Raw genomic sequence first — 23203 nt, 5'->3', positions numbered from 1 at the left:
ATAATTGGGCCTGCTGCGCAGTCCATCGGGGATAAATCCCCTCGCCACAAAGGCCCTCAGCATTGAGTTTGGTGCTATTGCTTGCGTGGCTCTGCAGCCTTGAACTCGGGCTTGAGCGGGACCTTCAGATAAGGATTCACACACCCGATCTTCAATGTCCTTGGCGGTGCCCAGCGCGAGTTGTTGCCGACCCGGTCGAGGATGCAGTAGGTCACGTCCAGACGCAGATCCTCACCGGCTTCGACGATGACCGCCGGCGGTATCCAGACTTGAATCGGCAACCCGATATCGGCCGCCGTGATCGGCGCCAGATCCATACGGACGTCGCCCCAACGCAAGGTGATGGCGTCGTCTTCGGCCATGTTCGAGTACGGCTCGATGGTCAGGGGCACGCCGCGTTTGATCTGATTCGGATTCACCCCCTGGCGGCGAATGGTGTCGGGAATTGTCACCGGCGCCAGTTGCTGGTTTTCATCACCGCACAGGGGCGCTGGCTGGCCGCCAGGACAATCGAGTTTGACCTGCACACGCGTCGCCGCCGACAGTGCCGCGCCCTGACCGACTTGCATCACCCGGTAGTGGATACGCGCGGTGCCGTTGGCAATGAAACTCTCAGGCACGCGCAGACTGATCGACTCGCCAACGTCCTCGGCGGTCAGCACCTTTGATGCGACGTAGCACTTGTTCCAGAACAGTTCGATCAGGTCGCCGCAGTCCATGTCGGGATAGGGCGCAACGGCGACCAGCAGATGGGCGGCGGCGGCCAGATTGATGCCGGTTTTTTGCGCTGGTGCCAAAGTCGGCGCTGCCAGTTCGGGGGTATGCGAAGTGCGGGTCATCGAATTTCTCTCCTTGAAGCCTTGCAGCGAAGTCCGTTTCTGGAAGTACAAATGGCATGAATCAACTGGCAATAAAGCAATGAACATTTCGTTCAACTTGAGAGTGAGTTGATTAAACTAAGTAGTGCCGGTTGGCGACTAGATAAGAGTGTGTTGGATGGGGTGTCAATAGTCGGTGTTAGTTAATCTGTGAATTACGATTTAATCAGAAGTTTCCTACAGTGTCGGCGCCGAATGCCTCGGTTTAGAAGCGAATAGGGCTACGTTTCGCAGGCTTTTTTAGCGATTTTTATGGGGTGTTATTTGAAAGTGGGCTATTGGCATTCGGTAGATTTCAGACGGGTTTTATCTGTTGCAGAACATATATATATGTAGTGCGCCGAGCATGTTGGGTTTGTATATATTGAGGAGGGGGATGGAGCGGGGTGGAGATAACTTCCATCCATGGAAGTTTGAGAGGGTGCGCTGAAAGTTCTCAGGCGTGATTCAGGAACTTGCTGAGAAACTGTTGAGTGCGTTCTTCTTTCGGGTTGGCAAACAACGCTTTGGCTTCACCTTGTTCAACGATCACGCCCTTGTCGAAAAACACCACACGGTTGGCCACGTCGCGGGCGAAGCCCATTTCGTGGGTGACGATCACCATGGTGCGTTTCTCTTCGGCGAGACCGCGGATGGTCGCCAGCACTTCGCCGACCAGTTCCGGGTCGAGGGCCGAAGTCGGCTCGTCGAACAGGATCACTTCCGGCTCCATCGCCAGCGCCCGGGCAATCGCCACGCGCTGTTGCTGACCCCCGGACAGTCGACGCGGATAGGCGTCTTCCTTGCCGGCGAGGCCAACCTTGGTAAGCAGCTTCTTGCCCAGGGCAACCGCTTGCTCGCGCGGCATCTTCTTGACCACGATCGGCCCTTCGATGACGTTTTCCAGAGCGGTGCGATGGGGGAACAGGTTGAAGTTCTGGAACACGAAGCCTACGTGCTGGCGCAGATTGCGCACCAGACCTTGCTGCTGGTTCAGCGGGCGGCTGGTATCGATTTCGATATCGCCGACCTTGATCCGGCCGCTGGTGGGCTCTTCAAGGAAATTCAGGCAACGCAGGAACGTCGTCTTGCCCGAGCCGCTAGGGCCGATGATCGCGACGACCTCGCCTTCCTTGACCTCAAGATCAATGCCGTTGAGCACGACTTGATCCTTGAATTGCTTGGTCAGTTTTTCCACGACAATCATGGGGTCAGGACTCCTGGTCGTGCCGATTGACCCGCTCTTCCAACTTGTTCTGGAAGTGCGAAAGCACCGTGGCCAGAATCCAGTAGATCAGCGCGGCGGCAAGATACATGGTGAAGACTTCAAAAGTCCGGGCGGTAATCAGTTGCGCCTGACGGAACAGTTCCGGCACCTGAATAGTGGCGGCCAGCGCGGTGTCCTTGACCAGCGAAATGAAGCTGTTGCCCAGCGGCGGCAATGCCGTGCGCATGGCTTGCGGCAGGATGGCCCGGCGCAGGGTCTGCGCGCGGGTCATGCCGATACTGGCAGCAGCTTCCCACTGACCGCGTTCGATCGAACCGATCGCGGCGCGCAGGATTTCACAGGCGTAGGCGGCCATGTTCAGCGAAAAGCCGATCAGCGCCGCTGGCAGCGGATCGAGCTCCATGCCCAATTGCGGCAAGCCGTAATAGATCACGAACAGTTGCACCAGCAACGGCGTGCCGCGAAAGAACGACACGTAGATGCGGGCCAGCCAGCTGACCGACTTGAAGCGCGACAGGCGCATCAACGCCAGGCCAAAGCCCAGCAGCAGGCCGAAGAACATCCCGCCAAGGCTGAGGACAACCGTGTAATACGCGCCCTTGAGCAGAAAGGGCGCGGAATCAAGTGCGAGTTGGAAAGCCTCTTCCATTATTTAGTGACGTCAGCGTTGAAGTATTTCGTGGACAGCTTCTCAAGGGTGCCGTCGGCACGCAGTTCGTCGAGGGCCTTGTTCAGGGCTGCCAGCAATTCAGGCTCGCCTTTGCGCAGGGCTATACCCGATTCCTGACGGGAGAAGGCTTCACCGGCAGCGACGGTTTTCGGGGCTTTCTTGGCGTATTCGAGGGCGGCCAGACGGTCGATCAGGATGGCATCGGTACGGCCGTTATTCAGATCGGCGAACTTGGTCGGATCATCATCATAGGTACGCACGTCAGCACCCGGTACGTTGGCGCGGACCCACTGCTCGTAGTTGGTGCCCAGACCTACACCGACTTTCTTGCCGGACAGGTCAGCAGCGGTCTTGATGTTCAGTGCCGCTTCCTTGTTCTTCAGCACCAATGCCTGGATACCGGAGACGGTGTACGGTTCGGAGAAGTCGTACTTCTTCTTGCGCTCCTCGGAGATAGTCACCTGGTTGACCACGACGTCCAGACGCTTGGATTCCAGCGCGGCGAGAATGCCATCCCATTTGGTTGGCTGGATCTTGGCTTTGACACCGAGTTTTTGCGCCAGCGCTTCGGAGAGCTCGACTTCAAAACCAGACAGTTTGCCGTCGGCATCAACGAAGCTGAACGGTGGATAAGTGCCTTCCAGGCCGACGTTGATAACGCCTTTGTCCTTGATCTGTTGCAACTGCTCACCGGCCACTGCCTGGCCGATCAGACCGGCGCTCAGTGCCAGGCCCAGCGAACCAACCAGCAGATTGCGACGTAGTGCGGAAAAATTCATGACAAGCCCCTGTGTTTTCTTATGGAAGACGCTTAAGGAATGTAGGCAAATGGGTGATTTGAACGACAGCGCTATCCTGCCTTAAAGCAGCTTATGCGTCTCTCGCGAAATTCGCCTGCGGCGAGACTATATGATGACTGCGTTAGACTTGAAAATACTAAATACTTAATTTGATATTCTCTTGAGGAATATGTGGCGAGTTCGAAAAGATCGCAGCCTTCGGTAGCTCCTGCAGGTGAACGCATTCCAATGCAGGAGCTGCCGAAGGCTGCGATCTTTTGATTTTTTCGGCTACAGAAAATCCTTATATGCAAACAACGCCGGAGCCCCACCAGTGTGCAGGAAAATAATCGGACCTTGATCGAAGCGCGAACGGCCAATCCCGTCGAGCAAGCCCGCCATGGCCTTGCCGGTGTAAACCGGGTCCAGCAACAGACCTTCCTGACTCGCCAATAGCTTCACCGCCGCCAGTGTCCCGGCATTCGGTTCGCCATAGCGCGGGCCAAAGTATTCGTCCCACAACTCGACCTTGAAGCTTGCCGGCAGTTCCACGCCGAGCAGCTCCGCGGTGCGTTCGGCCAGACCCTGCACCTTCGGGCGCTGGTCTTCCTCGCTACGCGAAACGGTCACGCCGATCACCGGCAGCTCTGGCAACACTTCGCTCAGGGCCAGCGCCAGACCGCTGTGCGTCCCGGCACTGCCTGAAGCCAACACCACGGCGGCGAAGTCGAGACCGGTGTCCTTGATCTGCTCGGCCAGTTCCAGGCCTGCGCGCACGTAACCCAACGCACCGAGGGCGTTGGAGCCGCCAATCGGCACCAGATACGGTTTCTTGCCGTTGCTGCGCAGGCGCGCGGCGAGTGCGGCCAGTTGTTCGTCGGCGTTGTCGAGGTTTTCGACCAGCTCGACTTTGGTATCGAACAGGTCCAGCAGCAGCCGATTGCCGTTGCCGGTGTAATTGCTGTCGTCCGTGCCTAACGGGTTTTCCAGCAGCGCGACACAACTCAGGCCCAGTTTGGCGGCCAATGCTGCGGTCTGGCGAACATGGTTCGATTGCAGCGCGCCGGCGGTGATCAGCGTGTCGGCGCCCTGGGCGAGCGCATCGGCGGCGAGGTATTCGAGTTTGCGTAATTTGTTGCCACCCATGGCCAGCGGCGTCAGATCATCGCGTTTGACGTAGACCTCGCGGCCGAGCCAGGCAGAGAGGCGCTCAAGTTTTTCCAGTGGGGTGGGTTGGCCGAGCAGGTCGAGACGGTTAAAACGGTCCAGCTGTTGTTTAATCATGAGTCCGTACTGGCGGAGAAAGATGAAAGGACTATAGGCAGTCGATTTTGCAGGGGCAACCGTGAATCGCTTATAGCCAAATGAACTGAGCCCAGCACTATCGGTTCTTAATTCGCTCTCGCAGGCATGCCGTAAAGTAGGCGCCGTTGACGCGGCCAGACAGTCCGGCCGCCCGTGAGGAGTCTTTACCGTGAGCGAGCGTTCCAGCCATTGGCAATTGCAGACCATCGTCAGCCAACTGCGCACCGCGCGGGATCAGTGGCGCGCACAAAATGGCCGGGCCTCCGGCGAGCAGGGTGGCCGCGAGCTGCCCTCGCGTGCTGCGATGGCGGAGATTCTCGAGGCGTTGTGTGGCGCGTTGTTCCCGATGCGCCTGGGGCCGGTCGATCTGCGCGAAGAAAGTGAAGATTTTTATGTGGGACACACCCTCGACGTCGCGTTGAATGCCTTGCTGGCGCAGACGCGACTTGAACTGCGTTATGTCGCCCGGCACAGCGCGCAGGTCGACACCGAAGTCGAGGCCCGGGCGATCCAGATCGTTCAGGATTTCGCCCTTGCCTTGCCGGGGTTGCGCACGCTGCTCGACACCGACGTGCTGGCGGCTTATCACGGCGATCCGGCAGCGCGCAGTGTGGACGAAGTGCTGCTGTGCTACCCGGGGATTCTGGCGGTCATTCACCATCGTCTGGCGCACCATTTGTATCGCGCCGGGTTGCCGTTGCTGGCGCGGATCAGCGCGGAAATCGCTCACTCGGCGACGGGCATCGATATCCACCCGGGCGCGCAGATCGGCCGCAGTTTCTTCATCGACCACGGCACGGGTGTGGTGATCGGCGAGACCGCGATCATTGGTGAGCGGGTGCGGATTTATCAGGCGGTGACTCTGGGCGCCAAGCGCTTCCCGGCAGATGAAGACGGGCAGTTGCAGAAGGGCCATCCGCGTCATCCGATTGTTGAAGATGACGTGGTGATTTATGCCGGGGCGACGATTCTTGGACGGATCACCATTGGCAAGGGCTCGACCATTGGCGGCAACGTCTGGCTGACTCGCAGTGTGCCGGCCGGGTGCAATTTGACTCAGGCCAATTTGCAGCATGATGACGGGACGCAGAAGTAGGGTGGCTAACAATCCCGTGTAGGAGTTGCCGCAGGCTGCGATCTTTTGATGTTGCTTTTGAAGATCAAAAGATCGCAGCCTGCGGCAGCTCCTACAGGGTCGATTTTGAGTTCGGAAGAGATAATGGCAATCAGCCAATTCTCCAGTGAACGAATTGCCCCAAACCTACGTCATACCCCTCCTTGGGCTACTGTAGGAAAGCTACCGCCTAGCCCTGCGATTAGTCCTTACCACCCCATTCATGTTTAACTTGAACGTTCATTCAAGTTAAACCGGTGGTTCGCTGCCCGCTCACAACAGGAGGCTTGCCTTTGCTGAGTCCGATCATTTCAGCCACGTTTCAACCCCTCGAGGTGCACGTTTCATGAGTGCATCGTCTACCCCCGCCAGCGGTCTGGTGCGGATGAATCCGCCGGTGTTCTACTTCGCCGCGACGTTTATTCTGCTGTTTGGTCTCGTTGTCATCGCCATGCCGCAACAGGCCGGTGCCTGGCTGCTTGAAGCACAAAACTGGGCGGCCAACACGGTCGGCTGGTACTACATGCTCGCGATGACGCTGTATCTGGTCTTCGTGGTGGTCACCGCGTTATCCGGCTACGGCAAGATAAAACTCGGTGCCGACCACGACGAACCCGAATTCAGTTATCTGTCCTGGGCCGGCATGCTGTTCGCCGCCGGGATCAGCATTACGCTGTTCTTTTTCTGCGTTTCAGAGCCGCTGACTCACATGCTGCAGCCGCCGCAAGGCGAGGCCGGCACCGCGGATGCAGCGCGTCAGGCCATGCAGGTTCTGTTTCTGCACTGGGGTCTGCATGGCTGGGGCGTTTTTGCCTTCGTCGGTATGGCCCTGGCGTACTTCGCCTACCGGCATAACCTGCCGCTGGCCCTGCGTTCGGCGTTGTATCCGCTGATCGGCAAACGCATCAACGGCCCGATTGGTTACGCGGTGGATGGCTTCGGCATCATCGCCACGGTGTTCGGTCTCGGCGCCGACATGGGCTTCGGTGTGCTGCACCTCAACTCGGGTCTCGACTACCTGTTCGGCATCGCCCACACACAGTGGATTCAGGTCGGCCTGATCACGCTGATGATGGGGGCGGCGATCCTCGTCGCCGTGGCCGGGGTCGATAAAGGCGTGCGGGTGATGTCCGACATCAACATGCTGCTGGCCTGTGCGCTGCTGCTGTTCGTGCTGTTCGCCGGCCCTACTCAGCACCTGCTCAACACCTTGATCCAGAACATCGGTGACTACCTCGGCGCCTTGCCGATGAAGAGTTTCGATCTCTACGCCTATGACAAACCGAGCGACTGGCTCGGCGGCTGGACAGTGTTCTACTGGGCCTGGTGGATTGCATGGTCGCCGTTCGTGGGCCTGTTCATTGCGCGGATTTCCCGTGGCCGCACCATCCGTGAGTTCGTTTTCGGCGTGCTGTTGATTCCGCTCGGTTTCACCTTGGCGTGGATGTCGATCTTCGGTAACAGCGCCATTGATCAGGTGCTCAACCACGGCATGAGCGCACTCGGCATGTCGGCGATCGAGAATCCGTCGATGACCCTCTACCTGCTGCTGGAAACCTACCCGTGGAGCAAAACCGTCATCGCCGTGACGGTGTTTATCAGCTTCGTATTCTTCGTCACCTCTGCTGATTCCGGCACCGTGGTGCTTTCGACACTGTCGGCCAAGGGCGGCAACCCTGACGAAGACGGGCCTAAATGGCTGCGGGTGTTCTGGGGCGCGATGACAGCGTTGATCACCAGTGCGCTGCTGTTCTCGGGCAGCATTGATGCATTGAAGTCGGCCGTGGTGCTGACCTCGTTACCGTTCTCGCTGATTTTGCTGTTGATGATGTGGGGTCTGCACAAGGCCTTCTATCTCGAATCGCAGAAGCAGATCGCGCAACTGCATTCGCTGGCGCCGGTGTCCGGTGCACGGCGTGGAACGGGCGGTTGGCGACAGCGTTTGAGCCAGGCTGTGCATTTCCCGTCGCGCGATGAGGTGTACCGTTTCATGGACACCACGGTGCGCCCGGCGATCGAAGAGGTGACGGCGGTGTTCGTCGAGAAAGGCCTGAACGTGGTCACTCAGCCGGATCCCTCCCATGACAACATCAGCCTGGAAATCGGCCATGGCGAGCAGCATCCGTTCATCTATCAGGTGCAGATGCGCGGCTACTTCACGCCGTCATTCGCGCGTGGCGGCATGGGCTCCAAACAGCTCAACAATCGCCGTTACTACCGCGCTGAAGTGCACCTGAGCGAGGGCAGTCAGGACTACGATCTGGTCGGCTACACCAAGGAGCAGATCATCAACGACATCCTCGACCAGTACGAACGCCACATGCAGTTCCTGCACCTGGTGCGTTGATCATGAGCTGGGCGCCGCGTCTGTTCAGGACTCGGCGCTCAGCTCGCGAAGCAGTCGACACCTGTTTCAAAACAAACAAGAGAGGATTCGATGACTTACACCGCTGCCGAAAACCGCTACGACTCCATCCCTTACCGCCGCGTCGGCCGCAGCGGTCTGGTGCTGCCAGCGCTGTCGCTGGGCCTGTGGCACAACTTTGGTGATAGCACGCCAATCGACACCCAGCGCGCCTTGTTGCGTACCGCGTTCGACCTGGGCATCAACCACTTCGACCTGGCCAACAACTACGGCCCGCCGTACGGCAGCGCCGAGATCAACTTCGGTCGCCTGCTGCGCGAAGACTTCAAGCAGTATCGCGACGAGCTGATCATCTCCAGCAAGGCCGGTTGGGACATGTGGCCCGGCCCGTACGGCCAGGGCGGCGGTTCGCGCAAATACGTGCTGGCGAGCCTCGACCAGAGCCTGCAACGCCTCGGTCTGGACTATGTGGATATCTTCTATTCGCACCGTTTCGACCCGGACACCCCGCTGGAAGAAACCGCCAGCGCCCTCGCCACTGCGGTGCAACAGGGCAAGGCGTTGTACATCGGCATCTCGTCGTATTCGGGCGTGAAAACCCGCGAGATGGCAGCGCTGCTCCAAGAGTGGAAAGTGCCGCTGCTGATCCATCAACCGGCGTACAACCTGCTCAATCGCTGGGTGGAAAAAGACCTGCTCGACACCACCGATGAACTCGGCACTGGCGTGATTGCTTTCACGCCGTTGGCGCAAGGTCTGCTGACCGATAAATACCTCAACGGCGTACCGGCGGATGCGCGGGTCAATCGTCCGGGCGGTGGTTCGTTGCAGGCTGCGCACTTGTCCGAAGCCAACATCGCCCACGTACGGGCGTTGAACGAGATTGCCAAGCGTCGGGGTCAGAGTCTGGCGCAACTGGCGCTGGCCTGGACGCTACGCGATCCTCGGGTGACCTCGGCACTGATCGGCGCGAGCCGGCCGGAGCAGATTATCGAGAACGTCGGGGCGTTGAAGAATTTGAGCTTCAGTGCTGAGGAATTGGCGGAGATTGACCGGTTTGCTCAGGAGGGTGGGATCAATCTTTGGGAGAAGCCTTCGACAGCGGAGTAATTGGTAAAGCAAAAGATCGCAGCCTGCGGCAGCTCCTACATTGGAATGCGTTCCCCTGTAGGAGCTGCCGAAGGCTGCGATCTTTTGATCCTAGAAAAACGGCACATCCCCCAACACCGTAGCCCGCTGCATCACTCGCCGCGCCGGGCGGTAATCATCCACCGCGTAATGCTGCGTCACGCGGTTATCCCAGAACGCAATATCGTCCTTCTGCCAGCGCCAGCGAATGGTGAATTCCGGCCGTGTCGCATGGGCGAACAGAAACTTCAGAATCGCCTCGCTTTCGGTTTCCGACAGCTCATTGATCTTCGACGTAAAGCCTTCGTTGACGAACAATGAACGCCGCCCGCTCACCGGGTGCGTGCGAATCACCGGGTGCGACAACGGCGGATTCTTGCGCCGAGCCTCTTCCCACTGCGCCAGCGCTTCGGGCGTGTTGCCATAGCGCTCCAGCGGAAACGAGCGAGTGAAATCGTGGGTCGCGGTCAGACCTTCGAGCAAACCTTTCATTGGCGCTGACAAGGCTTCATAGGCGGCGATGCCACTGGCCCACAACGTGTCGCCACCGAACTCCGGCAGCAACTTGGCGCTGAGCACCGCGCCCATCGCCGGCGTCGGCAGGAAGGTTACGTCGGTGTGCCAGATCGCGTTGTCGCGCACGTCGGTGACGGCGGTGTCGAGGATCAACACTTCTGGTTGCTCCGGCACGTTCGGGTAGATCGGGTGAATGTGCAGGTCGCCAAAATATGCGGCGAAACGCGCCTGTTGCGGCGGTTCGATCGGCTGGTTGCGGAAGAACAGCACTTGATACTTGAGCAACGCCTGCTCGATGGCATCGCGGTGATCCAGGCTCAATGGCTGGCTGATGTCGACGCCGCTGATCTGCGCGCCGAGGGCCGAGCTTAACGGGGTGATGTGCAGGCTGCTCATGGTCTTTCTCTTCAATTCCGGATAACCACTCCCTGTAGGAGCTGCCGCAGGCTGCGATCTTTTGATCTTGTTTTTTAGAAGATCAAAGTCAAAAGATCGTAGCCTTCGGCAGCTCCTACAGGGGGGGATAGAAAATTTTTTAGTGGGCCTGGCCGTGCCACGGCACCAGTTTGCGTTGCAGGGCGCGCAGGCCCATCTCCATTGCGAAGGCGATCAGGGCGATGACCAAAATCCCCAGCACCACCACATCAGTCACCAGAAACTGCGCGGCCGATTGCACCATGAAGCCCAAACCGCTGGTGGCGGCGATCAGTTCGGCGGCGACCAGCGTCGACCAACCGACCCCCAGACCAATGCGCACACCGGTGAGAATGTCAGGCAATGCGCTCGGCAAAATCACATGACGAATCAGCTGCGCGCGGGTGGCGCCGAGCGACTGCGCGGCACGCAATTTCGCTGGATCAACCGTGCGCACGCCGGTCGCGGTAGCGATGGCAATCGGCGCAAAAATCGCCAGGTAGATCAGCAGCACTTTCGACAATTCGCCGATGCCGCACCAGATCACGATCAGCGGCAGGTAAGCCAGTGGCGGAATCGGTCGGTAGAACTCGATCAGCGGATCGAGCACACCGCGCGCGATTCGGTTGGCGCCAATCGCGATGCCCACTGGCACGGCGGTCAGAATCGCGAAACCCAGGCCCAGGCCGATGCGGCTCAGACTCGCGCCGAGGTGCTGCCACAGCGTCGAATCCATGTAGCCGCTGGTCGCCAGCAACCAGCCTTTTTGCGCTACGGCAGACGGTGGTGGCAGAAACAGCGGTTCGATTAAGCCAGTGGCGGTTACGGCCCACCAGACTGCCAGCAAAACGAACAACGTCAGCAGGCTGATCCAGCGAGTGCTGAGGCTGCGGCGCACTGGAATTACAACCGAAGGGGTTTTTACTGGCGCAGCGGAAACGTCGTAACTGCTCATGCGCGCTCCTGCCGTTGAACGGCGCTGCGTTGCGAGAACACTTTGCTGAGTACGTGTTCGCGGGTTTCGATAAAACGCGGGTCGGATTTGATCGCTCGCGCGGACTCACCAGCGGCATAACGCTGACCGAAATCCAGATGCAGACGCTCGACGATCTGCCCCGGATTGGGCGCCAGCAGAATCAGGTCAGTGGCGAGAAACACCGCTTCTTCAATGTCGTGGGTAATCAGGAAAACCGGTTTGGCGGTGCGTTGCCAGACTTGCAGCAACAGCTCCTGCATCTGTTCGCGGGTGAAGGCGTCGAGGGCGCCGAAGGGTTCGTCCATCAGCAAAACGCGCGGGTCGGCAGCGAGGGCGCGGGCGAGGCCGACGCGCTGTTTCTGGCCACCGGAGAGTTGCCAGATACGACGGTTTTCAAAACCGCAAAGATCGACCAGTGCGAGCATTTCGCGGGCGATTTTTTCGCGTTTGTTTTTGGCGACGCCTGCCAGTTCCAGGCCGAAAGCGACGTTGGCCAACACGTCCTGCCAAGGCAGCAACGCGTCGTCCTGGAACACCACGCCACGTTCGGCGCTCGGGCCTTTGACCGGCACGCCGTCGAGGGTGATGCGCCCGGCGCTCGGTTCGACGAAACCGGCAATCAGGTTCAACAGCGAAGTCTTGCCACTGCCGGACGGGCCGAGCGCGACCAGCAATTGCTGAGGCCCAAGGGTCAGAGAAATATCCGCCAGCACCGGTGTAGGGCTGCCCGGGTACTGTGCGCTGATGCGCTCCAGCTGTAGCAAGGCCATCGCTGTTAACTCCCGATCAGTTGGTGATGTATTTGGCGCTTACGTACGGCGCGTAGTCCGGCAGAACGGCTTCGACCTTGCCTTGTTCCTTGAGGAACGCGGCGGTGTCGGTGATGGCTTTGGTGGTCGGCGCCCCGAGGTCGCTGACCTGATCCGCCGCCAGCGGGTAGACGTTGCCTTGCAGCAGCAGCGGAATGTCGCTGGCCTTGGCGCCCGAGAGTTTCACAAGCTTGTCGACGTTGGATTGATCGGCGAGCCAGGCTTTCGGGTCCTTGCGGTAATCGGCGTAGGCGTCGAGGGTGACCTTGGCAAACGCGGTGACGATTTCCGGGTGCTTGGCGGCGAAGTCTTTGCGCACGATCCACGCATCGAACGTCGGCGCGCCGAATTTGGCCAGTTCGCCGGAAGTGATCAGCACTTTGCCGTTTTCCTTGGCCACACCGAGGGCCGGATCCCAAACGTAGGTGGCGTCGATGTCACCGCGCTTCCACGCCGCGATAATCGCTGGAGGAGCGAGGTTGAGCACGGTGACTTTCGACGGATCGATGTTCCAGTGCTTCAACGCTGCGAGCAGGCTGTAGTGACCGGTAGACACGAACGGCACGGCGATTTTCTTGCCGATCAGATCTTGCGGGGTCTTGATGCCGGAACCGTCGCGGGCGACCAATGCTTCGGCGGCGCCGATCTGGGTGGCGATGAGGAAAGTTTCGACCGGGACTTTTCGAGTGATGGCCGCGGTCAGCGGGCTCGAACCGAGGTAGCCAATTTGCACATCGCCGGAAGCGATGGCGGCGATGATGTCGGCGCCGTTGTCGAACTTGCGCCAGCTGATATCGGCTTTGGTGGCTTTCTCGTAGGCGCCGTCGGCTTGTGCGACTTTCGCCGGGTCAACGGTGGTTTGGTAAGCGACGGTGAGGTCGGTGGCCTGAGCCAGAAAACTCGCGGCAGCCAATGAGGCCACGGCCAGCAGGCGAAGCGGGAAATTCAGTTTCATTGAAGAGCTCCATATCAGGCGACCGAATGTCGGCGTGAAAGGAGACTAAATGATCTAAGAATCGAGAAATAAATAACTTTTTCGAATGAGCTTATGAGCGGAAAAATCTAAGGATCAAAAGATCGCAGCCTTCGGCAGCTCCTACATGGGACAGGCGTACACCCTGTAGGAGCTGCCGAAGGCTGCGATCTTTTTTATCAACAACGCTTAGTTACTGATCGCCAGAATACTCGCCTGATACGACCCAACGAACACGTCGAAATCGCCCACCTCGTTCTGCTCCAGCTCAGCCTGCGCCGCCAGCGAAGTACGCGCCACTTCCTCAAACTTCGCCTGCTCATCCGCCGCCAATGGCTCGCTGCGGAAGAACTCGGCATGTGCCTGGCTCTGGCGCAGAGAGAACTGCGCAAAGCTTTCCTTGTGCTCGGCCATCGCGGCCAGCACCTGTGCCGATGGCGTCAGGGACGAATCCTTGACCTTGGCCAGTTGCGCATCCAGCGCGGTGCTGTGCGCATCAAAGCCATGGCTTTGATCCAGCAGCGCCGCCAGTGGAGCAATCTGTTCCAGCAATTCGGCTGCCCAGGTCTTCATGTCGACCGCTTCGCCGTCGCGCTGCAATTGCAGGCCCGGACGGCGACCTTCCTTGACCACGCTGAGGAAGTTCGAGGTGGCGTTGCCACACGAGGTATTGGTCAGCAGCGGGCTGTCGTTCAACGCGCAATACAACAGGAAGGCGTCGAGGAAGCGCGACTCGGTGAGGTCGATGCCCATCGGCAGGAACGGGTTGATGTCCAGGCAACGCACTTCGACGTACTGAATGCCACGGGCGACCAGCGCCTGAATCGGCCGCTCGCCGGTGTAGGTCACGCGTTTCGGGCGGATGTTGGAGTAGTACTCGTTCTCGATCTGCAGGATGTTGGTGTTCAGTTGCACCCATTCGCCATCCTGGTGCGTGCCGACTTCAACGTACGGCGCGTAGGGCGTGGCGACGGCCTTGCGCAGGCTGTCGGTGTAGCTCGCCAGATCGTTGTAGCACGGCGTAAGGCCGGCCTGGGCGTTGCTCTGATAACCGAGGTCGCTCATGCGCAGGCTGGTCGCGTACGGCAGGTACAGCGTGTCCGGGTCCAGTTGTTCCAGTTGATGCGAACGACCGCGCAGGAAACCGGCGTCCAGCGCCGGCGACGCGCCGAACAGGTACATCAGCAGCCAGCTGTAGCGGCGGAAATTGCGGATCAGCGCGATGTAGGAGACCGACTGGAAATCCCGGTCGGTACCGACAAAACCTTCGGCTTCCTTGAGCAGCGGCCAGAGCTTTTCCGGCAGGGAAAAGTTGTAGTGAATCCCGGCGATGCACTGCATGGTCTTGCCGTAACGCAGGGCTAGGCCTTTGCGATAGACGTACTTGAGTTGACCGATGTTGGACGTGCCGTAATAGGCGATCGGAATGTCTTCCTCGGCCGGCAACGGGCACGGCATCGATGGACTCCACAGGTACTCGTTGCCGAGCTTGCTGTAGGCAAAGCGATGAATCTTGTCCAGGCTCGCCAGCGTATCGGCCGGGTCGGGCAGGGCGGGCGTGATGAATTCCAGCAGCGACTCGGAATAGTCGGTGGTGATTTGTTCATTGGTCAGCGCGGAACCCAAGGCTTCCGGGTGCGGCGTTTGCGCCAGACGACCTTCACTGGTCACGCGCAGGCATTCACGTTCGATACCGTGCAGGCACTGCTCGAGCAGAGAGAGGTTGGCGCGCTCACCGAGCAGAGCCAGGCGGCGGTTGAGAAGTTCGCTCAATTTGGATTCCTTCACGCGTCAGTCGCCCCAATATGGGGGTGGGCAGGACGGTCTACAAGGGTGAAGTTGAAACTGGCGTTTTCGCCTGGTTTTACTAGCCGGTCAGCCACACATAACCTGTAGAAGCTGCCGAAGGCTGCGATCTTTTGATCTTGCTGTTGGAAAACAAAATCAAAAGATCGCAGCCTGCGACAGCTCCTACAGGATTCATTGCGCCGAAATTAACTCAAAATGATGATCAACATCTACAGGACAGCGAACGTGCCTTGCGCTTTTGCGACCAGTTTGTCGCCCTGCATCACCTCGGCTTCGACCACCAGCGTGCGCCGCCCCGGGTGAATCACCCGCGCCGTGCACATCACCTCGCCATCGGAAACGGCGCGGATGTAGTTGATCTTGCACTCGATGGTCGCGCTCTGCTGATCGAAGCCGTGGGTGCTGGAACACGCCAGCCCCATGGCGATGTCGACCAGACTGAACAGCGCGCCACCGTGCAATTTGCCGCCGCGGTTGCGCAGTTCGGGTTCCAGCCCCAGGGCGACTTGCGCCACCCCGGTTTCCAGGCTGTGCAGGCGACAGCCCAACAGCTTGAAAAATGCGCTCTCGACGAGCCCGGCCGGAATCTCCATCAGCGTTTCTTCAGCTGTTTGGCGTTGGCGAACAGCGAGGCCATCGCATTGTTCACTGGCGCTGCGGTCGCGGTTTCCTTGCGCGGCGCGTTGTTCGACGGCTGGCGTTGAGCCGAGCCCGGGCGCGAGCCACGGGCACCGTCGATTTTCTCGCCCGGGGTGTCGCCCATGCGCATCGACAGGCCGACGCGTTTGCGCGGGATGTCGACTTCCATGACCTTCACTTTCACCACATCACCGGCCTTCACCGCTTCGCGTGGGTCCTTGATGAACTTCTCCGACAGCGCCGAGATGTGCACCAGACCGTCCTGGTGCACGCCGATGTCGACGAATGCGCCGAACGCGGTCACGTTGGTGACGACGCCTTCGAGGATCATCCCCAATTCCAGGTCCTTGAGGTCTTCGACGCCTTCCTGGAACTCGGCAGTCTTGAACTCAGGACGCGGGTCACGGCCCGGCTTTTCCAGTTCCTGGAGGATGTCGGTCACCGTCGGCAGACCGAAGGTCTCGTCGGTGAATTTCTTCGGATCCAGACGCTTGAGGAAACTGGCGTCGCCGATCAGCGAACGGATATCGCGGTCGGTTTCAGCGGCAATGCGCTGCACCAGCGGATAGGCTTCCGGGTGAACGGCCGATGAATCCAGCGGGTTGTCGCCGTTCATCACACGCAAGAAACCGGCAGCCTGTTCGAAGGTTTTTTCGCCCAGACGTGCGACTTTCTTCAGCGCCGCACGAGTCTTGAACGCGCCGTGTTCGTCGCGGTGAGCAACGATATTCTGCGCCAGCGTGGCGTTGAGGCCGGAGATCCGCGCCAGCAGGGCCACCGAAGCAGTGTTCACATCAACGCCGACGGCGTTCACGCAGTCTTCGACCACGGCATCCAGACCGCGCGCCAGTTTCAGCTGCGAGACGTCGTGCTGGTACTGGCCGACACCGATGGATTTCGGATCGATCTTCACTAGCTCTGCCAGCGGATCCTGCAGACGGCGAGCGATGGACACCGCGCCACGGATCGACACGTCCAGATCGGGGAATTCCTTGGCTGCCAGTTCCGACGCCGAGTACACCGATGCACCGGCCTCCGAAACCATGACCTTGGTCATCTTCATCGCCGGATATTTTTTGATCAGCTCGATGGCCAGTTTGTCGGTTTCGCGGCTGGCGGTGCCGTTGCCGATGGCGATCAGGTCAACCGAGTGCTTGGCGCACAGGGCCGCCAGAATGGCGATGGTCTGATCCCACTTGTTGTGCGGCACGTGCGGGTAAACCGTGGCGTGATCGAGCATCTTGCCGGTCGAATCGACCACGGCAACCTTGCAGCCGGTACGCAGGCCCGGGTCGAGGCCCAGGGTTGCGCGTGGGCCGGCCGGGGCGGCCAGCAACAAGTCATGCAGGTTGTGGGCGAAAACGTTGATCGCCTCGGTTTCGGCGCCGTCGCGCAGCTCGCCCAGCAGGTCGGTTTCGAGGTGGGTGTAGAGCTTGACCTTCCAGGTCCAGCGCACCACTTCACCGAGCCATTTGTCGGCCGGACGGTTCTGGTTCTGGATATTGAATTGCTGGCCGATCATGCCTTCGCAGGGATGCATGGTGCCCGGCAGTTCGTCGCCGACTTTCAGCGCCGAGCTGAGGATGCCTTCGTTGCGACCACGGAAAATCGCCAGTGCACGGTGCGACGGCATGCTTTTCAGCGGCTCGTCGTGTTCGAAGTAGTCGCGGAACTTGGCGCCTTCCTCTTCCTTGCCGGCGATGACGCGGGCACTGAGGATGGCTTCCTGCTTGAGATAGGTACGCAGTTTTTCCAGCAGGCTGGCGTCTTCAGCGAATCGTTCCATCAGGATGTATTTGGCGCCTTCCAGCGCAGCTTTCACGTCAGCCACGCCTTTTTCGGCATCGACGAAGCGCGCGGCTTCGGTTTCCGGAGCGAGATTCGGGTCGTTGAACAGGCCGTCGGCCAGGTCGCCGAGGCCGGCTTCGAGGGCGATCTGACCCTTGGTGCGGCGCTTCTGCTTGTACGGCAAGTACAAGTCTTCGAGGCGGGTCTTGGTGTCGGCGAGTTTGATGTCGCGCTCAAGGGCAGGGGTGAGTTTGCCTTGCTCCTCGATACTGGCGAGGATGCTGATGCGCCGTTCGTCGAGTTCTCGCAGGTAGCGCAGGCGCTCTTCCAGATGACGCAACTGGGTGTCATCGAGGCTGCCGGTGACTTCTTTTCGGTAACGGGCAATGAAGGGAACGGTTGAGCCTTCATCGAGTAGCGCGACGGCCGCTTCGACCTGTTGTGGGCGTACGCCGAGTTCCTCGGCGATGCGGCTGTTGATGCTGTCCATAAAACCACCTGACATATTGTGAAAGCAGGCTCGCAGGCACGGAAATAAAGGCCCGGAGTCTGGTTGAGCGGCTGGAAAATTGCCGCTGCCTGGGTCAAAAGGCAGCCCATTGACCCGTGAAATCGAACTATTACTGCGCTGGCCGGTAAAAAAGACGGCCACTTGCGGTAACGATTCAGACGTTGCCTGGCACAAAACGCCGCGCATTATAACCAGCGTTCTGTCATTCGGGGGCGTCACAGTCTGTAGGCTTAAACCCCGGTTTTCTGGCAGTGAAGGAAAAATCTGCTAACAATGCACACGGTGCGTATAACGGCAGCTACGCCATAATGCGCGCCGAGCTAAAAGGAGCATCTAATGAGCAGCACTGCACAAACTGCTGAAGGCGAAAAAATTCTTATCGTTGATGACGATCCGGGGCTGAGCAGCCTGCTGGAACGTTTCTTCGTCAGCAAGGGCTACCGTGCCCGTACCGTACCGAATACCGAGCAGATGGATCGTCTGCTGGCGCGTGAAGTATTCAATCTGGTCGTCCTCGACTTGATGCTGCCCGGCGAAGACGGTCTGACCGCTTGCCGCCGCCTGCGGGCCGCGAACAACCAGATTCCGATCATCATGCTCACCGCCAAGGGCGATGAGATGAGCCGTATCAAGGGCCTGGAGCTGGGCGCTGACGATTATCTCGCCAAGCCGTTCAACCCGGACGAGCTGATGGCCCGGGTCAAAGCGGTGTTGCGTCGCCAGGCCGCACCGGTGCCGGGCGCGCCGGGCAGCGAAGACGAGAACGTCACCTTCGGTGATTACGTCTTGTCGCTGGCCACTCGCGAGCTGAAACGTGGCGACGAAGTGCACATGCTCACCACCGGTGAGTTTGCGGTACTCAAGGCCTTGGTGATGAACGCGCGTCAGCCACTGACCCGCGACAAACTCATGAACCTGGCCCGTGGCCGCGAATGGGATGCTCTGGAGCGTTCCATCGACGTGCAGATCTCCCGTCTGCGCCGGATGATCGAGCCCGATCCGTCGAAACCGCGCTACATCCAGACTGTCTGGGGCGTTGGCTACGTGTTCGTACCGGATGGCGCCGCCACCAAGTGATCGGCGATTTGTAGGAGCGGGTCTGTTGGGGATTGGTCAAACGACCATGCCCACAGACTCGCAATCCGCAATATGCGAGCATTGCTCGCTCCTGCAAGTGTGTAGCGGTTATTGATGAAGACGCCCGTCTGGTTCCCCCAAAGTTTTTTCTCCCGCACCCTCTGGCTGGTGCTCATCGTCGTGCTGTTTTCCAAGGCGCTGACCCTGGTTTATCTGTTGATGAACGAGGATGTGCTGGTGGATCGCCAATACAGCCACGGCGTCGCCCTGACGCTGCGTGCGTATTGGGCCGCTGACGAAGAAAATCGCGCGAAGATCGCCGATGCCGCGACCCTGATTCGGGTGGTGGGTGCCGGTGTGCCGGAAGGCGAGCAGCACTGGCCGTACAGCGAGATCTATCAACGACAGATGCAGGCGGAACTCGGCGCCGACACCGAAGTGCGATTACGCATGCATTCGCCGCCGGCTCTGTGGGTTCGCGCCCCGAGCCTGGGTGATGGCTGGTTGAAAGTGCCGCTGTATCCGCACCCGTTGCGTGGCCAGAAAATCTGGAACGTGCTGGGCTGGTTCCTCGCGATTGGTTTGCTGTCGACTGCCTCGGCGTGGATTTTTGTCAGCCAGCTCAACCAACCCTTGAAGCGCTTGGTATACGCCGCCCGGCAACTCGGCCAGGGTCGCAGCGTGCGTCTGCCGATCAGCGACACGCCGAGCGAGATGACCGAGGTCTATCGCGCCTTCAACCAGATGGCCGAAGACGTCGAACAGGCCGGACGTGAGCGTGAGCTGATGCTGGCCGGCGTCTCCCATGACTTGCGTACGCCGTTGACGCGCTTGCGCCTGTCGCTGGAATTGATGGGCGACCACAACGACCTTACCGACGACATGGTGCGCGATATCGAAGACATGGACGCGATTCTCGACCAGTTCCTCGCGTTCATTCGCGATGGTCGTGACGAGTCGGTGGAGGAGGTGGACCTCAGCGATCTGGTGCGTGAAGTGGCGGCGCCGTACAACCAGACTGAAGAGAAAGTTCGCCTGCGTCTGGAGCCGATCCAGCCGTTTCCGCTACGTCGGGTATCGATGAAACGTCTGCTCAACAACCTGATCGGCAACGCGCTGAACCATGCCGGCAGCGGCGTTGAAGTGGCGGCTTATGTGTCCGGCGACACCAGCGCGCCGTATGTGGTGCTGAGTGTGATGGACCGTGGTGCGGGGATTGATCCGTCGGAGCTTGAGGCGATCTTCAACCCGTTCACCCGTGGTGACCGTGCGCGCGGCGGCAAGGGAACCGGGCTGGGCTTGGCGATCGTGAAGCGGATTGCCTCGATGCATGGCGGTAATGTTGAATTGCGTAACCGGTCGGGTGGTGGACTGGAGGCGCGGGTGCGGTTGCCGCTTGGGTTGATGCTTCCGCGAGATGCGGTGTAGCAACAAAAATCGCAGCCTGCGGCAGTTCCTACAGGGTACGCATTCCCATGTAGGAGTTGCCGCAGGCTGCGATCTTTTGATCTTCCCGCTTTAGCCCTTGCCCTTGGTCCGGGTCATATTCGGCCCGCCATTCTTCTCAAGATGCTCGATGATGATCCCCGCCACATTCTTCCCCGTGGTGGTCTCGATCCCTTCCAGTCCCGGCGACGAATTCACTTCCATCACCAGCGGCCCGTGATTGGAACGCAGAATATCCACGCCCGCCACCGACAGCCCCATGACCTTGGCTGCACGCAACGCTGTCATGCGTTCTTCCGGGGTGATCTTGATCAGGCTGGCGCTACCGCCGCGATGCAGGTTGGAACGGAATTCACCCGGTTTGGCCTGACGCTTCATCGCCGCGATTACTTTATCGCCGACCACAAAGCAGCGGATGTCTGCACCGCCAGCCTCCTTGATGTATTCCTGAACCATGATGTTCTGCTTCAGGCCCATGAAAGCCTCGATCACTGACTCGGCGGCGGTCGCGGTTTCGCACAACACCACGCCGATGCCTTGGGTGCCTTCCAGCACTTTGATCACCAGTGGCGCGCCGTTGACCATGTCGATCAGGTCGGGAATATCGTCCGGCGAGTGAGCAAACCCGGTCACCGGCAAACCAATGCCACGGCGCGACAGCAATTGCAGCGAGCGCAATTTGTCCCGCGAACGGGCGATGGCCACCGACTCATTGAGCGGGAACACCCCCATCATTTCGAACTGGCGCAACACCGCGCAGCCATAGAACGTCACCGACGCGCCGATCCGCGGGATTACCGCGTCGAAGCCTTCCAGCGGTTTGCCGCGATAGTGGATCTGCGGCTTGTGGCTGGCGATGTTCATGTAGGCGCGCAAGGTGTCGATCACTACCATTTCATGCCCGCGTTCAGTGCCGGCCTCGACCAGACGACGGGTGGAATACAGACGCGGGTTCCGCGACAGCACAGCGATCTTCATGCAACACCTGTGGAGGAGGTAGATACCGGGAACACCGGCTTGTCTTGTACATATTTGATGCCCGGATTGACCACCAGGTGGCCATCGATCAGGGCTTTGGAGCCGAGTAACAGGCGATAGCGCATCGATTTGCGGCAGGCCAGCGTGAACTCGATTGGCCAGACCCGATCACCAAGGGCCAGGGTGGTGCTGATCACGTAGCGCTCCTGGGCATGGCCGTTGGAGCTCTTGATGGTTTTGCGCGTCACCAGCAGCGCTTCACAACGCCGGTGACGCAACTGCACCACCGTGCCCAGATGCGCGGTGAAACGCACCCATTTCACACCATCGCGTTCGAACGGTTCGATGTCGGTGGCATGCAGGCTGGAAGTACTGGCACCGGTGTCGATTTTTGCGCGCAGACCCGCGACTCCCAAATCCGGGAGCGCCACCCACTCGCGCAGACCGACAACGGTCAAATGGTCAAATGTCTTCAATATAAGAAACCAACGATTAACGCGCCCAGGCCTCAGGTGATACCTGCGCCAAGGCTTTGAATGCAGGTTTGGCGAACCAGTAACCCTGCATCAGAAATATTCCACAGTCCGCCAGGAAATCCCGTTCACCGGCGCTCTCGATGCCTTCGGCAATGACTGTAACGTCCAACTCCGCACAGATTGTGACAATCCCCCGGACGATAGCCTGACGGACACGGTCTTGATCGACATCGCGGATCAACGCCATGTCGAGTTTGATCAGGTCCGGTTGGAAATCAGCCAGCAGATTGAGCCCCGAGTAACCGGCACCGAAATCGTCGATGGCGGTCTTGAAGCCGAATTCGCGGTATTCACGCAGAATATTGGTCAAATGGCGATAGTTATCTACGTGCTCGCTTTCCAGTGTTTCGAAAATCAGTCGGTCGATCGGGAAATCGTGTTTTTTTGCTGCCTCCAACGTGCTGCGAATGCATAACTCTGGACGATAGACAGCGTTGGGCATGAAGTTGATCGACAAGTGTGTCTGCATATTAAGATTGGCCGCGCCTTCGATGGCGCGCGTCCGGCAGAGCTGGTCGAAACGGTAGCGGTTCTCTTCTGTAACCTGATCTAACACCGTCAATGCCCCTTCGCCGACTACACCGCGGACTAGCGCTTCATGAGCGAAAACCGACTGGTCGCGCAGGTCGACGATAGGTTGGTAGGCGAAGGCAAAATCGAAGCCCAGCGGCTCACTTTGCTGGCAGCCCTGGCAACTCGCCTTTGGCGAGGTTAATGAAGACGGAAATTTAGTCACTCGATCACTCCATGCCGATGAACCGGCCAAGATCACAGTCTATCTGGAGGGCTGAGTTCTTGCGCCCGACAGAAACGGTAGTACAGTTCCGACTACTGGCTGAGCGAGGAATTCATATGGCACAAAAACAGGAAGAGGACGACAAGGTCCGTCTCGATAAATGGTTGTGGGCGGCGCGCTTTTATAAAACCCGTGCCTTGGCCAAAGCGGCCATCGAGAGCGGCAAGGTGCACTGTCGAGGCGAGCGCTGCAAACCCGGCAAAGAGCCGCGCGTCGGCGATGAGTTCGAGATACGTACCGGTTTCGAAGTGCGCATCGTCAGGGTCGAAGCCTTGTCGATCGTGCGTCGTGGCGCCCCCGAGGCGCAGGCGTTGTACGCGGAAACCGAGGCGAGCATTGCCAAGCGCGAAGCGGCCGCAGCAATGCGCAAGGCTGGCGCGTTGGGCATGAGCACCGACGGCAAACCGAGCAAGAAGCAGCGGCGGGATCTGTTTAAATTTCGTGGGAACAGCAACGACGACTAAGGCTGATGTTTCAGTGTTGTTTGTG

21 protein-coding genes are annotated in these 23203 nt (G+C 59.4%); 6 read left to right on the top strand and 15 right to left on the bottom strand.

All coding sequences use genetic code 11. From position 1 onward, the window contains the following. Positions 1 to 74 precede the first annotated feature (74 nt). The 5 genes from ICA16_RS19185 to ICA16_RS19165 form a co-directional block, all read right to left on the bottom strand. The gene (locus ICA16_RS19185) at positions 75 to 839 is read right to left on the bottom strand and encodes a hypothetical protein (protein ID WP_210701257.1); all 765 of its coding nucleotides are present in this window, start codon (positions 837 to 839) and stop codon (positions 75 to 77) included. Between the two features lie 475 nt (positions 840 to 1314). Beyond that, on the bottom strand, positions 1315 to 2064 hold the full coding sequence (gene tcyN, locus ICA16_RS19180) for an L-cystine ABC transporter ATP-binding protein TcyN (protein ID WP_150603918.1): 750 nt from the start codon (positions 2062 to 2064) through the stop codon (positions 1315 to 1317). A gap of 4 nt (positions 2065 to 2068) precedes the next feature. Further along, the gene (gene tcyL, locus ICA16_RS19175) at positions 2069 to 2734 is read right to left on the bottom strand and encodes a cystine ABC transporter permease (RefSeq protein ID WP_042608566.1); all 666 of its coding nucleotides are present in this window, start codon (positions 2732 to 2734) and stop codon (positions 2069 to 2071) included. Beyond that, complete coding sequence (gene tcyJ, locus ICA16_RS19170) at positions 2734 to 3534, bottom strand: cystine ABC transporter substrate-binding protein (protein WP_210701256.1); 801 nt, start codon at positions 3532 to 3534, stop codon at positions 2734 to 2736. Before tcyJ ends, tcyL begins: the two co-directional genes overlap by 1 nt. A 291-nt stretch (positions 3535 to 3825) precedes the next feature. Next, a complete protein-coding gene (locus ICA16_RS19165) occupies positions 3826 to 4818 on the bottom strand; it encodes a D-cysteine desulfhydrase (protein WP_210701255.1) in 993 nt (330 codons plus the stop codon). A gap of 190 nt (positions 4819 to 5008) precedes the next feature. Between ICA16_RS19165 and epsC the strand changes: the two genes are divergently transcribed. The 3 genes from epsC (at position 5009) to mgrA (ending at position 9428) form a co-directional block, all read left to right on the top strand. Then, the gene (epsC, locus tag ICA16_RS19160) at positions 5009 to 5935 is read left to right on the top strand and encodes a serine O-acetyltransferase EpsC (protein ID WP_150593824.1); all 927 of its coding nucleotides are present in this window, start codon (positions 5009 to 5011) and stop codon (positions 5933 to 5935) included. 403 nt (positions 5936 to 6338) lie between these two features. After that, a complete protein-coding gene (gene betT, locus ICA16_RS19155; RefSeq protein WP_191627708.1) occupies positions 6339 to 8300 on the top strand; it encodes a choline transporter BetT in 1962 nt (653 codons plus the stop codon). A gap of 90 nt (positions 8301 to 8390) precedes the next feature. Beyond that, a complete protein-coding gene (gene mgrA, locus ICA16_RS19150) occupies positions 8391 to 9428 on the top strand; it encodes an L-glyceraldehyde 3-phosphate reductase (RefSeq protein WP_150596768.1) in 1038 nt (345 codons plus the stop codon). A 90-nt stretch (positions 9429 to 9518) separates the two neighbouring features. On the opposite strand, the gene tauD is transcribed toward mgrA, so the two are convergent. The 7 genes from tauD to ICA16_RS19115 all read right to left on the bottom strand — a co-directional run bounded on the left by tauD (position 9519) and on the right by ICA16_RS19115 (position 17860). Further along, on the bottom strand, positions 9519 to 10358 hold the full coding sequence (gene tauD / locus ICA16_RS19145) for a taurine dioxygenase (protein ID WP_210554388.1): 840 nt from the start codon (positions 10356 to 10358) through the stop codon (positions 9519 to 9521). A gap of 139 nt (positions 10359 to 10497) precedes the next feature. Further along, the gene (gene tauC, locus ICA16_RS19140; RefSeq protein WP_210554387.1) at positions 10498 to 11331 is read right to left on the bottom strand and encodes a taurine ABC transporter permease TauC; all 834 of its coding nucleotides are present in this window, start codon (positions 11329 to 11331) and stop codon (positions 10498 to 10500) included. After that, a complete protein-coding gene (gene tauB / locus ICA16_RS19135; RefSeq protein WP_210554386.1) occupies positions 11328 to 12122 on the bottom strand; it encodes a taurine ABC transporter ATP-binding subunit in 795 nt (264 codons plus the stop codon). The genes tauC and tauB overlap by 4 nt, the downstream gene beginning before the upstream one ends. 16 nt (positions 12123 to 12138) lie before the next feature. Continuing rightward, on the bottom strand, positions 12139 to 13116 hold the full coding sequence (tauA, locus tag ICA16_RS19130; protein ID WP_150603910.1) for a taurine ABC transporter substrate-binding protein: 978 nt from the start codon (positions 13114 to 13116) through the stop codon (positions 12139 to 12141). Between the two features lie 207 nt (positions 13117 to 13323). Beyond that, on the bottom strand, positions 13324 to 14907 hold the full coding sequence (gene gshA / locus ICA16_RS19125) for a glutamate--cysteine ligase (protein WP_150603909.1): 1584 nt from the start codon (positions 14905 to 14907) through the stop codon (positions 13324 to 13326). A 245-nt stretch (positions 14908 to 15152) separates the two neighbouring features. Next, positions 15153 to 15536, bottom strand: a complete 384-nt coding sequence (locus ICA16_RS19120; RefSeq protein WP_210701254.1) for a PaaI family thioesterase — start codon at positions 15534 to 15536, stop codon at positions 15153 to 15155. Then, entirely contained in the window at positions 15536 to 17860 is a 2325-nt protein-coding gene (locus tag ICA16_RS19115; protein ID WP_210701253.1) for a Tex family protein, read from the bottom strand. Before ICA16_RS19115 ends, ICA16_RS19120 begins: the two co-directional genes overlap by 1 nt. 357 nt (positions 17861 to 18217) lie before the next feature. Between ICA16_RS19115 and ompR the strand changes: the two genes are divergently transcribed. Together ompR and ICA16_RS19105 are read left to right on the top strand one after the other, a co-directional pair. Next, positions 18218 to 18958: an osmolarity response regulator transcription factor OmpR gene (ompR, locus tag ICA16_RS19110; RefSeq protein WP_042557134.1), complete on the top strand. Its 741-nt coding sequence runs from the start codon at positions 18218 to 18220 to the stop codon at positions 18956 to 18958. A gap of 114 nt (positions 18959 to 19072) precedes the next feature. Further along, the gene (locus ICA16_RS19105; protein WP_042557135.1) at positions 19073 to 20386 is read left to right on the top strand and encodes an ATP-binding protein; all 1314 of its coding nucleotides are present in this window, start codon (positions 19073 to 19075) and stop codon (positions 20384 to 20386) included. 90 nt (positions 20387 to 20476) lie between these two features. On the opposite strand, the gene rimK is transcribed toward ICA16_RS19105, so the two are convergent. Genes rimK through rimA form a run of 3 tightly spaced genes read right to left on the bottom strand, consistent with a single transcriptional unit; the run spans position 20477 to position 22654 of the window. Continuing rightward, positions 20477 to 21382, bottom strand: coding sequence for a 30S ribosomal protein S6--L-glutamate ligase (gene rimK / locus ICA16_RS19100; protein ID WP_007952690.1), 906 nt, complete (start codon positions 21380 to 21382; stop codon positions 20477 to 20479). Beyond that, positions 21379 to 21858, bottom strand: coding sequence for a retropepsin-like aspartic endopeptidase RimB (gene rimB, locus ICA16_RS19095; RefSeq protein WP_479687564.1), 480 nt, complete (start codon positions 21856 to 21858; stop codon positions 21379 to 21381). Before rimB ends, rimK begins: the two co-directional genes overlap by 4 nt. Positions 21859 to 21874: 16 nt before the next feature. After that, positions 21875 to 22654 (bottom strand): S6 modification regulatory phosphodiesterase RimA, encoded by a 780-nt coding sequence (gene rimA, locus ICA16_RS19090; protein ID WP_210554383.1) that lies wholly within the window; start codon positions 22652 to 22654, stop codon positions 21875 to 21877. A 116-nt stretch (positions 22655 to 22770) separates the two neighbouring features. On the opposite strand from rimA, the gene ICA16_RS19085 reads away from it, so the two are divergent. Then, positions 22771 to 23178, top strand: a complete 408-nt coding sequence (locus tag ICA16_RS19085) for an RNA-binding S4 domain-containing protein (protein WP_150593838.1) — start codon at positions 22771 to 22773, stop codon at positions 23176 to 23178. Positions 23179 to 23203: the final 25 nt, after the last annotated feature.

It is taken from the genome of Pseudomonas anatoliensis, assembly GCF_017976235.1.
Classification (GTDB): domain Bacteria; phylum Pseudomonadota; class Gammaproteobacteria; order Pseudomonadales; family Pseudomonadaceae; genus Aquipseudomonas; species Aquipseudomonas anatoliensis.
Note: the sequence above shows the minus strand (reverse complement) of the source record. Positions and strands in the feature narration are given on the sequence as shown.

Coding starts and splice junctions, on each gene's coding strand:
- ICA16_RS19185 (WP_210701257.1), bottom strand. CDS start 839: ATGACCCGCACTTCGCATACCCCCGAACTGGCAGCGCCGACTTTGGCA.
- tcyN (WP_150603918.1), bottom strand. CDS start 2,064: ATGATTGTCGTGGAAAAACTGACCAAGCAATTCAAGGATCAAGTCGTG.
- tcyL (WP_042608566.1), bottom strand. CDS start 2,734: ATGGAAGAGGCTTTCCAACTCGCACTTGATTCCGCGCCCTTTCTGCTC.
- tcyJ (WP_210701256.1), bottom strand. CDS start 3,534: ATGAATTTTTCCGCACTACGTCGCAATCTGCTGGTTGGTTCGCTGGGC.
- ICA16_RS19165 (WP_210701255.1), bottom strand. CDS start 4,818: ATGATTAAACAACAGCTGGACCGTTTTAACCGTCTCGACCTGCTCGGC.
- betT (WP_191627708.1), top strand. CDS start 6,339: ATGAATCCGCCGGTGTTCTACTTCGCCGCGACGTTTATTCTGCTGTTT.
- mgrA (WP_150596768.1), top strand. CDS start 8,391: ATGACTTACACCGCTGCCGAAAACCGCTACGACTCCATCCCTTACCGC.
- tauD (WP_210554388.1), bottom strand. CDS start 10,358: ATGAGCAGCCTGCACATCACCCCGTTAAGCTCGGCCCTCGGCGCGCAG.
- tauC (WP_210554387.1), bottom strand. CDS start 11,331: ATGAGCAGTTACGACGTTTCCGCTGCGCCAGTAAAAACCCCTTCGGTT.
- tauB (WP_210554386.1), bottom strand. CDS start 12,122: ATGGCCTTGCTACAGCTGGAGCGCATCAGCGCACAGTACCCGGGCAGC.
- tauA (WP_150603910.1), bottom strand. CDS start 13,116: ATGAAACTGAATTTCCCGCTTCGCCTGCTGGCCGTGGCCTCATTGGCT.
- ICA16_RS19120 (WP_210701254.1), bottom strand. CDS start 15,536: ATGGAGATTCCGGCCGGGCTCGTCGAGAGCGCATTTTTCAAGCTGTTG.
- ICA16_RS19115 (WP_210701253.1), bottom strand. CDS start 17,860: ATGGACAGCATCAACAGCCGCATCGCCGAGGAACTCGGCGTACGCCCA.
- ompR (WP_042557134.1), top strand. CDS start 18,218: ATGAGCAGCACTGCACAAACTGCTGAAGGCGAAAAAATTCTTATCGTT.
- ICA16_RS19105 (WP_042557135.1), top strand. CDS start 19,073: ATGAAGACGCCCGTCTGGTTCCCCCAAAGTTTTTTCTCCCGCACCCTC.
- rimK (WP_007952690.1), bottom strand. CDS start 21,382: ATGAAGATCGCTGTGCTGTCGCGGAACCCGCGTCTGTATTCCACCCGT.
- ICA16_RS19085 (WP_150593838.1), top strand. CDS start 22,771: ATGGCACAAAAACAGGAAGAGGACGACAAGGTCCGTCTCGATAAATGG.